Origin of the sequence: Brachybacterium sp. P6-10-X1 (genome assembly GCF_001969445.1) — a bacterium.
Taxonomy (GTDB): Bacteria; Actinomycetota; Actinomycetes; order Actinomycetales; family Dermabacteraceae; genus Brachybacterium.
This window is the reverse complement of record NZ_CP017297.1, coordinates 3,168,522-3,182,313: the sequence shown is the minus strand read 5'-3', so window position 1 is coordinate 3,182,313 and position 13,792 is coordinate 3,168,522. Positions and strand designations below refer to the sequence as shown.

Sequence of the window (13,792 nt, the reverse complement as noted above, 5' to 3'; positions counted from 1 at the left end):
ACCTCACGTCGGACCCGACGGACGGCCCGCTCACTCGGCCCCGGCCGGCGCTGAGCCGGCAGTTCCCGCCAGCACGGAGGCATCGATCCTGCCGGGTGCGTCAGGACGCACATCCACCGGGGTCTCCAGCACCCGTTCCCCGTCACCGACCACCCGCGCGTCCCCGACCACGCGGAAGGAGCCCTCGAGGGTGAAGTCCTCGCTGGAGGCGCCCACCCGCACCCGGAACTCGCCCGGCTCGACGATCCGCCGATGATCCTCCCCCACGAAGGAGGTGCGGTCGGTGTGGAGCCGGAAGGTGACCTCGGCGCTCTCGCCGGCGGCGAGGGCGACCTTGGTGAATCCGACCAGGCGCTTCAGCGGCCGCACCACGGAGGCGACGGGATCGCTGAGATAGAGCTGGACGACCTCCTTGCCGTCGCGGTCGCCGGCGTTGGTGACGGTCGCCGAGATCTCGACGGTCCCGTCGGCGGCGATCTCGTCGGCCGACAGGCGCAGGTCGGAGTACTCGAAGGGCGCGTAGCCGAGTCCGAAGCCGAAGGGGAACAGTGGCTTGGGGTCGATGTTCGAGATGCCGTCGCTGACCCAGGCGAGGACCGGGGCGAGGTAGGTGCCGGGCTGGCCGCCCATGCCGCCGGGGATGCCGATCGGCAGGCGTCCGGAGGGGTTCACGCGGCCCGAGAGCACGCCGGCGAGCGCGCTGCCGCCCTCCTCCCCGGGCATGAAGGCCTGCACGATCGCGTGGCAGCGGTCGACGTAGTCCCCGAGGGCGTAGGGCCGGCCGGTGACCAGCACCAGCACCACCGGGGTGCCGGTGGCCAGGACGGCTTCGACGAGCTCGTGCTGGGCACCGGGCAGCTGCAGATCGGCGACGTCGCAGCCCTCCCCGGAGGTGCCGGCCCCGAACAGGCCCGCGATGTCCCCGACGGCGAGGACGGCGACGTCGGAGGCTTCCGAGGCGGTGACGGCCGCGGCGATGCCGGAGGTGTCGGTCCCGGTGAAGTCGGTGCCCGCGACGGTGGTGAGCACGGCGGCCGGGAACTCATCGGCCAGCGCCTCGGCCAGGGAGGGCACGGCGACCGAGGTCCCCTTGTCCTCCAGGCGCGAGAGCACGTGGTTGGTGAAGCTGTAGCAGCCCAGGAAGCTGCGCGGCTCGACGGCGCTGGGGCCGATCAGGGCGATGCGGCTCGGTGCGACCAGCGGCAGGGTCTGGTCCTCGTTGCGCAGCAGCACGATCGATTCCTCGGCCAGGCGCCGGGCGAGGTCCCGGTTCTCGGCCGGGTCCAGGTCGATGGCCTCGCCGGTGGTGGCGGGGTCGAAGTCGGGGTCCAGCAGTCCCAGCTCGACCTTCTGGCGCAGCACGCGGCGCACTGCGGCATCGAGCACCTCGGTCTCCAGCTCCCCGGCCGCGATCGCGTCCAGCAGCTCCGGGAAGGTGTTGGTCTCGGGCAGCTCGACGTCCATCCCGGCGCGCAGCGTGGTCACGGCCGCGTCGCGCGTGGTCCCCGCGACGCGGTGCATGGACTGCAGGAAGTTGACGGCCCAGTAGTCGGAGACCACCGTGCCCTCGAAGCCCCAGGTCTCGCGGAGCAGCTCGGTGAGCAGCCACCGGCTGGCGGCGGGGGCGATGCCGTCGAGGTCGGCGTAGGAGTTCATCACGGAGCGGGCCCCTCCCCGCCGCACGGCCATCTCGAAGGGCACCAGGTCGATCTCGTGCAGCTCGCGCATGCCGATGGAGACGGGTGCGTGGTTGCGGCCGGCGCGGGAGGCGGCGTGGCCGGCGAAGTGCTTCAGGGTCGCGATGACGCCGGCGCCCTGGAGCCCCTTGACGTACTCGGCGGCGAGGACGCCCGTGAGGTACGGGTCCTCGCCCATCGTCTCCTCGATACGGCCCCAGCGGTAGTCGCGCACGATGTCGAGCACCGGGGAGAGCCCGTGGTGGGTGCCCAGCGCCCGCATGTCCGCCCCGATCCGGCCGGCCATCTCGCCGATCAGCTCCGGGGCGAAGGAGGCGCCCCAGGCGATGGCCGCAGGATAGGTGGTCGCCTCGTGGGCCATGAGCCCGGTCAGGCACTCCTCGTGGGCGATCGCGGGGATGGCGTGCGGGGAGCCCGCGGTGACCGCGCGCTGCATCCGGCGGAGGTTCTCCACGCCCTCCTCGGCGGTCTGCGGTGCGCTGCCGTAGGCCCGGGTGATGTGCCCCAGCCCATGCTGGACCGCCTCCTCGAAAGGATCGCGGTCCGCGTCGAAGGTGGACTGCATCGGGGCGAAGCCCTCGGCGTCGCCGATCTCGGGACGCTTCCAGTAGCTGCCGAGCTGAGCGATCTTCTCCTCGGGGCTGAGGTCTGCCAGCAGCGCCTCGGCGCGCTGTGCGGTGCTCAGCGAGGGATCCCTCCACGGATCAACGGTCATGAGGTGCTCCTTCGCACGACCGTCGAGCGCGCGAGGACTCGCATCGCCCGACATTTTCTGACTCTTTGTGAAAGCTTTCTCTAAGCTTTCGGGCGTCGTCAGGTTAGAACAGTCCGAGTATCGCGGTCAATGCTCTATCACCTGGGCATCATGGCGTTCACGACAGAACACCTCCACCTGAAAGTTTCAGGGGAGGTGCTCCGGGTGGAGGTCCGAGGGCTCGGACCGGTGGCTCCGTGTCCGGCAGGGAGGGGTTCCTGGCAGATCGGCAGGGTCCGTGTCGAGCCGGGAGCGCCGACGGCTCAGGCCGGGTGGGTCCAGCCCTCGGTGCGATCCTTCAGGTCGCGGTAGGCATCGAGCACCTCCGGAGTGGGATCGGCCCCGACGACCCGACTGCCGGAGATCTCCCAGGCCGGCGGCTCCTGCTGGCCGGACAGCGCCCAGGCGGCCTGGCGGGCGGCGCCGAGCGCCACGTACTCCGCGGCCGGGGCCACGGTGACCTCCCGGCCGAAGACGGCGGGGGCGAGCTGCTGGACCGCCTCGCTCCGAGCCGCGCCGCCGATCAGGGTGATCCGCGCGGCGGCGGTTCCGGTGATGTCCTCGAGCGCGGTGATGCCGTCGGCCAAGGAGCACAGCAGGCCCTCGACATAGGCGCGGGCGACGTCCTCGCGGGTGGTGGACGTGCTCATACCGGTCAGCGTCGCCCTCGCCTCGGGGCGGTTCGGGGTGCGCTCGCCGTCGAAGTAGGGCAGCAGCGTCACACCGTGCGCTCCCGGCACGCTGGCCAGGGCGAGCTCGGCCATCTCCTCGTGGCTCACCCCCAGCAGGGAGCGACCGGCGTCGAGGATGCGCGCGGCGTTGATGGTGGTGGCCATCGGGAGGAAGCGGCCGGTGGCATCGGCGAAGCCGGTCACCGCGCCGGTCGAATCGTTCGGGCGGGTGGGGCTGACCATCGCGCACACCCCGGAGGTGCCGATCGAGACGGAGACGTCGCCCTCGCTCTGGGACAGTCCGAGCGCGGCGCCCATGTTGTCGCCGGTCCCCGCGGCGATCGCGGCGCCGTCCGGTGTGCGGGCCATGATCTCCTGCGGCGCGTCGGGAAGGCGGGGCAGCTCGAGGGTACGGCCCAGCGCCAGCTGAACCAGCTCGGGCTTCCACTCCTCGGTGGCCGTGGAGTAGTACGCGGTGCCGGAGGCGTCGCCGCGATCGGTGAAGGCCTCTCCCCCGCCGGCCAGGTGCCGGGAGACGTAGTCGTGGGGCAGCAGCACGCTCGCGGCCCGCTGCGCCGTGTCGGGTTCCTCGTCGCGCACCCAGCGCAGCTTGGAGGCCGTGAAGGAGGCGACCATCAGGCTGCCGATCTCCGCGACCGATGCCTCGGGGCCGCCCATCTCCTCGATGAGGGCCTCGGCCTGCGGGGCGGAACGGGTGTCGTTCCACAGCAGGGCGTCCCGCACCACCTCGCCCCGGTCATCGAGCAGCACCATGCCGTGCTGCTGCCCGCCGACGGAGACCGCCTCGGCCCGCTCGAGCAGGGGGCATGCCGCCTCGTCGACCGCCGCGAGCCAGGCCCGCGGGTCGACCTCGGTGCCCTCGGGGTGGGCGGCGCGGCGCTCCTCGAGCACCTCCCCGGACTCGGCGTCGACGAGCAGAGCTTTCGTGGCCTGGGTGGAGGAGTCGATGCCGAGAACTGTGGGGGCCATCGGGGATCCTTTGCGGGTCGTGGGCGGAGAGGGGCGTGCGAGCTAGCGTACGGGGCGCGTTCGCATCCACTGGCGTTATACGAGCAGGCAAGCCTGATATCGAGGGAGCCTGATATCGAGGGGCCTTGCTCCTATATCGCCAGTGGACGCGATTGCCACCAGCGCATCCGGCATCCCCGCGAGCACCGTCCGAGGACGCAGGACCTGCCGGACCCCACCCAGGCATCGAGCCGGTCCGCGGCCCGGGGTGGTCCGCGGCCCGGGCCGGCCCGGCGGGGGCCCGAGCCGCCCCGGGCCGGCCTCAGGCGCGGAAGCCGAGCAGATGCTGCAGGGCCAGCTGCTGCAGGCGCACGAAGCCGTAGTTGCGCTCGCCGGCCTTGTCGGGATCGAACTCCTCGTAGGTGGAGCGGTCCGCGAGCAGGTCCGCGAGGGACTCGCCCTCGGCGATGGTGGGCTGCGCGAGCTCGTCGACGCCGGAGTAGCTCAGCGCCTCCTGCACCTCGGCGTCCTGACGGAACGCGATCGCACGCTCCTTGAGCATCAGGTACATCTCCATGTTCGCCGCCGCCGCGTCGTACTGGCCCTTCTCGTGCTCGGTGCGCGAGGGCTTGAAATCGAAGTGGCGGGCGCCCTCGTAGGCACCGGGCTTGGACGGGAACCCGTTCTCGAGCAGGTCAACCGTGAAGAAGGCGCTGATCAGGTCGCCATGGCCGAACACGAGGTCCTGGTCGTACATCGGGCCGTGCTGCCCGTTGAGGTCGATGTGGAACAGCTTCTCGGACCACAGCGCCTGGGCGAGACCGTGGGTGTAGTTCAGCGTCGCCATCTGCTCGTGACCGGTCTCGGGGTTGATCCCCACGATGTCGCCGTGCTCGAGCTGCTCGATGAAGGCCAACGCGTGGCCGACGGTGGGCAGGAAGATGTTGCCGCGGGGCTCGTTGGGCTTCGGCTCGAGGCCGATGCGCAGGTCGTAGCCCTTGTCCTTGATGTAGCCCGCGACGGTGTCGATCCCTTCGCGGTAGCGCTCGAGCGCGGCGAAGAGATCCTTCGAGCCGTCGTACTCGGCGCCCTCACGGCCACCCCACATGACGAAGGTGCTCGCGCCCAGTTCGGCGGCGAGGTCCACATTGGCCAGCACCTTGCGCAGGCCGAAGCGGCGCACGTCGCGATCGTTGGAGGTGAACGCGCCGTCCTTGAACACGGGATGGGCGAAGGTGTCGGTGGTGACCATCTCGATCACCAGGCCGGTCTCCTCGGTGACCTTCTTCAGCTGGTCGATGATCCGCGAGCGCTCCGCAGCGGTCGCGTCGAAGGGGACCACGTCGTTGTCGTGGAAGGTGAAGCCCCAGGCACCGAGCTCGGAGAGCCGACGGATGTGGGCGCTCAGCTCCAGCGGCGGGCGGGAGGCGGACCCGAACTGGTCCTGGGCCTCCCAGCCGGTGGTCCACAGACCGAAGGAGAACTTGTCCTCGCGGGTGGGGGTGGGTGCAGTCATGGTCGAGCTCCTTGGTCGGACGGCCTCGTCAGGTCCCTCGCGGCCCGGGGCGTCGTCATACGATGCCCGCAGCAGAACCGGTGATTCCGGGGAACCCCTGTCCTCGAGCCGCTTAGTATGTTTGAGTAACTAACATACGACGGTCTGCCCTCGGATCACAAGCCACCCGGCCACAGACCGCCCGACGAAGAGGGTCCCCATGCAGTCCACGCACCTGCGCGAGCACAACCTCTCGGTCGTCATGCGCGCCGTGGCCACGGCGACCGAACCGATCTCCCGGGCGACGCTGGCCCGATCCACGCAGCTGACCAAACCCACGGTCTCCAAGCTGGTCGAGGAGCTGATCTCCGCCGGGCTCGTCGAGGAGCACGCCCCCGTCTCGCAGGGCAGCGGTCGCCCGATGGTCCCCCTGCAGCCCGCGAAGGGCACCGTGCTCGGCATCGGACTCGAGATCGCCGCCGAGCACATCTCCTGCCTCGGGATCGATCTGGCCGGTCGCCAGCTCAGCATGCACACCGAGTACCTCCGGGTGGATGCGGACGCCGTCGAGGAGACCGCCCGAGCCTGCGCCCGGCTCGTCGACCGGGCGCGGGCCGACGTGCCCGGGGCCACCCTCGTCGGTGTCTGCGCCGCCGTTCCCGGACGCATGTCGCCCGACGGGCAGTCCGTGCTGGCCGCCCCGAACCTCGACTGGACGGACGTCCCCCTGGGCCTCGAGCTCGCCCGGACCCCTCAGCTGGACGGGGTGCCCGTCCAGGTGCACAACGACATCCGCCTGTCCGTGCTCACCGAGATCGCCCGGCGGCCCGAGCAGTCGTTCATGTACGTGCGGGGCTCCACCGGCGTCGGCGGCGCGATCGTCCTCGACGGCACGGTGCTCGACGGGGTCCACGGCTGGGCCGGGGAGTTCGGACACACGGTCGTGGAGCCGGGCGGCGCCCTGTGTCGCTGCGGCCGGCGCGGCTGCCTGGAGGCCTACATCTCGTACCACGCCCTGCGGGAGCGGGCCGGCCTGCGCACCGACGTCCTGATCGACGAGCTGGTCGAGGAGCTCTCGCGCAGCACCGACCGTGCGGAGGTCATCGGAACCATCGGTCGCTCCCTCGGCCTCGCCCTGGCCAATGCGCTGAACGTCCTGGACCTGTCCACCGTGGTGCTCTCGGGATACCTCGGCCCGATCGCCGGCGAGATCGCCCCGTTCATCCGCGAGACGGTGGACCGCCATGCGCTCGCGGCCGAGGTCGACGAGGTCGTCATCGAGCGGTCCGACGACCTCGAGGCGCCGGCGCTGTGGGGTGCCGCCCGCGCGGCGATCTGGCCGATCCTCGATTCCCCGGGCGCCTGGATCGCTCGCACCGTCGGCCCGGCGGACTGACGCGCCGCGCGAAGGCTCGAGCGACGACGGCGAGCTCCCGGGTCTGCCGCTGCGCGCCGAACGCAGTGCGCCGCACGTGCCCGCTCCTCCCGCCCCTGATGCTCCCGTCTCGATCCCGCAATCGATCGGCCGGTCGGCGCAAAATCTTTCGGATACCTGTCGACATCATGTTGTGACCATCGTGGGCGCGACCGGCTGATCAGGGCCATGTCCAGCGCAGACCTCCCTCCCGAGATGCGGCGCCCCCGGTGCAGCGATCCCGAAAGTTCGAACTCTCTTGACCCCAGAACTTTCGGTTTGTAAGTTAGGCACACTTACCTGGGTGCGCCTCTCGACCCTCGCACCGCTGCACCCCGTCACCGTCGACATCAGGAGTAGGTCATGAAGAACCTCCAGCTCTCCCGCCGGACCCTGCTGGGCGCCACGGCCGGCGCCTCCGCCCTCGCCCTCGCCGGATGCGGCACCTCCGGTCCCGGCGGCTCCGGCGGCGGTGGTGGCAACACCGCCACCTACTGGGACCTCTCCGGCGAGCCCGGTGAGGGGATCACCCAGGGCGCCGTGGACGCCTTCAACGAGCTCGACCAGGGCACCGTCGACCTCACGTTCTTCCAGAACGACGCCTACAAGCAGAAGATCCGCACCGCGATCGGGGCCGGCGAGGCGCCGACCATCATCTACGGCTGGGGCGGCGGCGGTCTGCGCACCTACGCCGCCGCCGAGCAGGTGGAGGACCTCACCTCGTTCTTCGAGGAGAACTCCGAGGTCAAGGATCGCTTCGTGGAGGCCGTCTGGGGCGCCGCCACCGTCGACGACAAGATCTACGCGATCCCCAACGAGTCGACCCAGCCGATCATCCTGTTCCACAACAAGACCGTCCTCGGGGACATCGGCGCCGAGGCGCCGACGACCTGGGACGACCTCATGAGCATCGTCGAGAAGGCGAACTCCGCCGGCGTCGCCCCGATCTCCCTGGCCGGCCAGTCGCGCTGGACCTCGATGATGTGGCTGGAGTACCTGCTGGACCGCATCGGCGGCGCGGAGGTCTTCGAGCGGATCGCGGCCGGGGAGCCCGACGCCTGGCTCGACGACGCTGTGGTGGAGATGGGCAAGAAGGTCGAGGAGCTGATCGACGCGAAGGCCTTCGTCGACGGGTTCCAGTCCATGGCCGCCGACTCCAACAGCGACCAGGCGCTGCTGTGGACCGACCAGGCCGCGATGATGCTCCAGGGCGGCTGGACCTACGGCTCGATGAAGACCAGCGGGGACGGCTTCGTCCAGGACGGCCGGCTCGGCTACGACCCCTTCCCCACCATCGAGGGCGGCAAGGGCGATCTGGCCAACCTCGTCGGCAACCCGGCGGGCTACCTGTCGATCTCCGCCGACGCGAGCGACGAGGAGAAGGAGGTCGCCCGGGCCTACTTCACCGACGGCGTGATGACCGATGCGGTGGCCGAGTCCATCATCGCCACCGGCGGAGTCCCCGTCGTCACCGGTCAGGACGATGCCATGGCCGCGAGCGAGGACTCCGACTATCTGGAGTGGATCTACGCTGCGATCCAGGAGGCCCCGGACTTCACCCAGTCCTGGGACCAGGCGCTCCAGCCCACCGTCGCCGAGGAGCTCCTGGTCAACACCGAGCAGCTCTTCCTCGGCTCGATCACGCCGGAGCAGTTCGCCGAGACCATGAACGCCGCATCGGCGAGCTGAGCATGACCACCACCGCCACCTCGCACCTGCCCGCCTCCCGGGACGATGCCCCGTCCACCACAGGCCGACCGACGAGGGACCGGCCCCAGCTGTCCCACGTCCTGTTCGCCCTGCCGGCCCTGGTGATGTTCGGCGTCTTCGCTCTGCTGCCCCTGATCGGGGTCATCGCCCTGTCGTTCACCACCTGGAACGGGATCGGCCCGATCGAGTTCACGGGTCTGACGAGCTGGAAGGAGGTGCTCACCCGCAGCTCGACGTGGAACGGGCTGGTGCTGGTGCTGCTGATGGTGGTCGCCACCTGGCTCACGCAGACTCCGCTCAGCATCCTGCTGGGGGCCTTCCTCGCCGGGCCGCAGCGCTACCGGAACGTGCTGGCCGTGCTGTACTTCCTGCCGCTGCTGCTGTCGTCGGCCGCGATCGCCATCACCTACAAGTCCCTGCTGGACCCGAACTTCGGCCTGGCCAGCGGGCTGAACCTGGATTCCTTCGCCCTGAACTGGCTGGGGGACACCACCCTGGTCTGGTACGTGGTGCTGTTCGTCATCGCCTGGCAGTTCATCCCGTTCCACACGCTCATCTACCAGGGGGCCGTGCGCCAGATCCCCCAGAGCATGTACGAGGCGGCCCAGATCGACGGGGCGGGACGCGTGCGCCAGTTCCTCTCGATCACCCTCCCGCAGCTGAAGTACACGATGATCACCAGCTCGACGCTGATGGTCGTCGGCGCCCTGACCTACTTCGACCTCATCTTCGTGCTGACCCAGGGCGGGCCGGGAGTCGCCACCCGGATCCTGCCGCTGGACATGTACCTGACCGGATTCCGCGGCAACGAGATGGGCGTCGCCAGCGGCCTCGCGGTGCTGCTGGTCGTCATCGGCCTCGGCCTCGCCCTGGGCGTGCAGCGCCTGGGCGGCAAGGACGCCGGCGCCAGCCAGATGGAAGGAGCCTGACATGAAGAGGAACTGGCTCGGAGGCACCCTCGGCTGGCTCTGGCTGCTCGTCGTACTGCTGCCCATCTACTTCGTGCTGATCACCAGCTTCAAGTCGATGGCCGCCTACTTCGGCTCGAACCCCGTGGTCCCGGCCATCCCGCCCGTCATCGAGAACTTCATCGCGGTCCTCGAAGCGGACTTCGGGATGTACCTCGTCAACAGCGTGGTCGTCGCCGTCGGCACCGTGGTCCCGATGGTGATCATGTCCTTCATGGCCTCGTACTCGATCGTCCGCGGCCATCGGCGCCTCTTCACTCCGGTGCGCAACCTGTTCCTGCTGGGGCTCGCGATCCCGGTGCAGGCCACCATCGTCCCCATCTACCTGATCATCATCCGCCTGCACATGTACGACTCGCTGGCGGCGCTGATGCTCCCGGGGATCGCCTTCGGCCTCCCGCTGAGCATCCTCATCATCGCCAACTCGATGCGTGACGTGCCCAAGGAGCTGTTCGAGGCGATGGACATCGACGGATGCACCGAGTGGCAGAAGATGTGGCGACTCGCCCTGCCGATGACCAGCCCGGCGCTCGTCACCGTCGCCGTCTACCAGGCGCTGCTGTCCTGGAACGGGTTCCTGTTCCCGCTGATCCTGACGCAGAGCCCGGACAAGAGGACCCTCCCTTTGGCATTGTGGTCCTTCCAGGGCGAGTACGCCACGAACATCCCGGTCGTGATGGCCGCCGTGACCCTGTCGTCGATCCCGATCGTGATCCTGTACGCGGTCGGCCGCCGATACCTGGTCAGCGGCATGACCGCCGGCGCCGGCAAGTGACCACCGCATAGCATGGACAGCGGCGGCTCACGGGAACGTTCCCGTCGGCCGCCGCCGCCCTCCACCGTTCATCTCCCGAGGAGCCGTGAGACCTGCAGTGACCACCCCTTCCACCTCCACCCGACCGCTGCGCATCGGCATGGTCGGCTACGGCTTCATGGGCGCCGCCCACTCGCACGCCTGGCGCACCGCCCACCGCTTCTTCGACCTGCCGCTCACCCCGGTGCTGTCCACCCTCGCCGGGCGCACCGAGAGCTCGCTGGCCGCGGCCGCCGAGCGCTACGGCTTCGCGCGGACCACCACCCGCTGGCAGGATCTCGTCGAGGACCCCGAGATCGACGTGATCGACATCTGCACCCCCGGGGACACCCACGCGGAGATCGCCCTGGCCGCCCTCGCGGCCGGCAAGCACGTGCTGTGCGAGAAGCCGCTGGCGAACTCCGTCCAGGAGTCCGAGCGGATGGCCTCCGCAGCGGCCGAGGCCCGCTCCCGCGGGGTACGGTCGATCTGCGGGTTCTCCTACCGCCGCACCCCCGCCCTGGCCTACGCGCGTCGGCTCGTCGCCGAGGGCTTCGTCGGGCAGATCCGGCAGGTGCGCGCCCAGTACCTCCAGGACTGGCTCTCCGACGCCGACGCCCCCATGACCTGGCGCCTGGACAAGGACACGGCCGGCTCCGGGGCGCTCGGCGACATCGGTGCCCACATCATCGACCTCACCCAGTGGATCACCGGACAGGACATCGCCGCGGTCGCGGGCACGCTGGAGACCGTGGTGGAGACGCGCCCGGCGGCCGGGACCGCCCAGGGTCTCGGCGGCACCGGAGACGTCTCCGGCGAACGGGGGCAGGTCACGGTCGACGACCTCGCCCTGTTCACCGCCCGCTTCGCCGGCGGCGTGCTGGGATCCTTCGAGGCCACCCGCATGGCGCAGGGCCGCAAGAACGCGATGCGCGTCGAGATCAACGGCTCGGCGGGGTCGATCGCCTTCGACTTCGAGCGGATGAACGAGCTGGAGCTCTACGACGCGACCGCCCCCGGCGGCCGGCAGGGCTTCACCCGCGTGCTGACCACCGAGCCCGAGCACCCCTACGCGGCGGCGTGGTGGCCCACCGGGCACGGATTGGGCTACGAGCACACCTTCACCCACGAGATCGCCGACCTCGTGCGGGCGATCGGCGAGGGCACGGACCCGTCCCCGTCGTTCGACGAGGCGCTGCAGGTCCAGCGCGTCCTGGCCGCCGTCGAGGGCAGTTCGGCCGACGGCTCGCGCTGGCAGGACGTCCCCCCCGCGGCCGCGGACGCCCCGGGCGATGCCCCGGCCGGCGACCCGAGCGCCCCAGGCGCCGCGGCGACCAGCGCCCCCACCACCTCCCAGTCCCCCACCACGCAGGAGCACACCCGATGACCGACCCCCGGACCACCGCCTCGACCCGGATCTTCCTCGAGGAGGACCCCGCGCCCCGCACCGCCCTCGTCGTGCGCGGAGGCTGGGACGGGCACCAGCCCGTCGAGGCGACCGACATGTTCATCCCCTTCCTCGAGAAGAACGGCTTCACGGTGCGGGTCGAGGAATCCCCCGCGATCTATGCCGACGCCGAATACATGGCCACAGTGGACCTGATCCTCCAGTGCGTGACCATGTCCAGCATCGAGCGACCCCAGTTCGAGGGGCTCCGGGCGGCGGTCGAGGCGGGCACGGGTCTGGCCGGCTGGCACGGCGGCATCGCGGACTCCTATCGCCACGAGTCCGACTACCTCACCCTGATCGGCGGCCAGTTCGGCTGCCACCCGGGCAAGCATCCCGAGGAGCGTCGGGGCGAGCAGGCCGACAACTACGTGCCGTACACCGTGAACATGCTCCCGGCGGCGTCCCACCACCCCATCACCCGGGGCATCAGCGACTTCGACCTGGTCACCGAGCAGTACTGGGTGCTGTCCGACGACTACGTCGACGTGCTCGCGACCACCACCCAGAAGGTGCGCGAGTGGGACCCGTGGCATCGCGAGATCACCTCCCCGGCGGTCTGGACCCGGCAATGGGGCGAGGGGCGGATCTTCGTGTCCACCCCGGGGCACCGTGTCGAGGTGCTCGAGGACGAGAACGTCCGCACGATCATCGAGCGGGGCCTGCTGTGGGCCGCGCGCGGCAGCGACCAGCCCTACGGCGACCACGGCGGGCAGACCGGCCAGGGCGGGCGCGGCGAGCAGAGCACGAAGGGGGCGACCCGATGAAGGTCGGCATGATCGGCTGCGGAGTCATCTCGCGGCAGTACCTGGCGAGCTTCGATCAGCTGCCCGACGTGCAGCTGGTGGCGGTCGCCGACCTGGACCGGGCGCGCGCGGAGGCCGCCGCCGAGGGTCGCGAGGGGGTGCGGGCGCTCAGCGTCGACGAGCTGATCGTCGACGCCGAGGTGGACACGGTCCTGAACCTGACCATCCCCGCCGCGCACGCGGACGTGGACCTGCGGGCGATCGCCGCCGGCAAGAACGTCTACTCGGAGAAGCCGTTCGCGGTGACCACCGAGGAGGGGCAGCGGGTGCTCGCGGCCGCCGCCGCGGCCGGCGTGGTCGTCGGTAGCGCCCCGGACACCGTGCTGGGCACCGGCACCCAGACGGCGCGCTCCGCGATCGACGACGGCACCATCGGCACCCCGATCGCGGCGATGGCCACCATGGTCACCCCGGGGCACGAGCGCTGGCACCCGCAGCCGGACTTCTACTACGTCCCCGGCGGCGGCCCGCTGCTGGACATGGGCCCGTACTACATCCATGCCCTGGTCACGCTGCTGGGCCCGGTCTCCGCGGTGATCGGGGCCTCCAGCCGTCTGCGCAGCGAGCGGACCATCGGCTCCGGCCCACGCGAGGGCGAGACCATCCCGGTCAGCACCGACACCCACGTCACCGGAGTGCTGGTGCACGAGTCCGGGGTGCTGTCCACGCTGGTCATGAGCTTCGACGCGGTCGCCACCACGATCCACCCGATCGAGATCCACGGCACCGGGGGCACGCTCGCGGTGCCGGATCCGAACCGGTTCGACGGGGACGTGGAGGTCCGCCGACTGGGCGGTGACGCCTGGGAGACGCTGCCCGTGGCCGCCGGTTACGTGGAGGCGTCCCGCGGCATCGGCCTGCAGGACATGGCGGTGCGCGGCAGTGAGCTGCGGGCCGGCGGAGCGCTCGGACAGCACGTGCTCGAGGTGATGAACGCGGTTCTGGAGTCCTCCCGCAGCGGATCTCGTGAGGAGATCACCAGCACCGTCCGGCGGCCTGCGGCGGTCGCCCTGGATGACGTGCGCATCACCGTCTGATCTGACCGGCGACGCGACGCCGCCTCGGCCG

General features: G+C 70.6%; 10 protein-coding genes. 7 read left to right on the top strand and 3 right to left on the bottom strand.

Features of this window, described 5'->3' with window-relative positions:
- Positions 1-30 precede the first annotated feature (30 nt).
- From BH708_RS14355 to xylA, 3 genes are all read right to left on the bottom strand, one after another.
- A complete protein-coding gene (locus tag BH708_RS14355) occupies positions 31-2,412 on the bottom strand; it encodes a beta-glucosidase (RefSeq protein WP_076809704.1) in 2,382 nt (793 codons plus the stop codon).
- Positions 2,413-2,714: 302 nt separating this feature from the next.
- The gene (xylB, locus tag BH708_RS14350; RefSeq protein ID WP_076809701.1) at positions 2,715-4,112 is read right to left on the bottom strand and encodes a xylulokinase; all 1,398 of its coding nucleotides are present in this window, start codon (positions 4,110-4,112) and stop codon (positions 2,715-2,717) included.
- Positions 4,113-4,413: 301 nt separating this feature from the next.
- The gene (xylA, locus tag BH708_RS14345) at positions 4,414-5,607 is read right to left on the bottom strand and encodes a xylose isomerase (RefSeq protein WP_076809699.1); all 1,194 of its coding nucleotides are present in this window, start codon (positions 5,605-5,607) and stop codon (positions 4,414-4,416) included.
- Positions 5,608-5,806: 199 nt separating this feature from the next.
- Between xylA and BH708_RS14340 the strand changes: the two genes are divergently transcribed.
- From BH708_RS14340 to BH708_RS14310, 7 genes are all read left to right on the top strand, one after another.
- The gene (locus BH708_RS14340; RefSeq protein WP_076809698.1) at positions 5,807-6,982 is read left to right on the top strand and encodes an ROK family transcriptional regulator; all 1,176 of its coding nucleotides are present in this window, start codon (positions 5,807-5,809) and stop codon (positions 6,980-6,982) included.
- 381 nt (positions 6,983-7,363) lie between these two features.
- Positions 7,364-8,689: an extracellular solute-binding protein gene (locus BH708_RS14335; protein ID WP_076809697.1), complete on the top strand. Its 1,326-nt coding sequence runs from the start codon at positions 7,364-7,366 to the stop codon at positions 8,687-8,689.
- A gap of 2 nt (positions 8,690-8,691) precedes the next feature.
- Positions 8,692-9,639, top strand: a complete 948-nt coding sequence (locus BH708_RS14330; RefSeq protein ID WP_083713615.1) for a carbohydrate ABC transporter permease — start codon at positions 8,692-8,694, stop codon at positions 9,637-9,639.
- A 1-nt stretch (position 9,640) separates the two neighbouring features.
- Positions 9,641-10,453, top strand: a complete 813-nt coding sequence (locus BH708_RS14325; protein WP_076809696.1) for a carbohydrate ABC transporter permease — start codon at positions 9,641-9,643, stop codon at positions 10,451-10,453.
- 139 nt (positions 10,454-10,592) lie between these two features.
- Positions 10,593-11,858: a Gfo/Idh/MocA family protein gene (locus BH708_RS14320; RefSeq protein ID WP_083713955.1), complete on the top strand. Its 1,266-nt coding sequence runs from the start codon at positions 10,593-10,595 to the stop codon at positions 11,856-11,858.
- A complete protein-coding gene (locus BH708_RS14315; RefSeq protein WP_076809695.1) occupies positions 11,855-12,685 on the top strand; it encodes a ThuA domain-containing protein in 831 nt (276 codons plus the stop codon). The genes BH708_RS14320 and BH708_RS14315 overlap by 4 nt, the downstream gene beginning before the upstream one ends.
- Complete coding sequence (locus BH708_RS14310) at positions 12,682-13,761, top strand: Gfo/Idh/MocA family protein (protein ID WP_076809694.1); 1,080 nt, start codon at positions 12,682-12,684, stop codon at positions 13,759-13,761. Before BH708_RS14315 ends, BH708_RS14310 begins: the two co-directional genes overlap by 4 nt.
- Positions 13,762-13,792 lie beyond the last annotated feature (31 nt).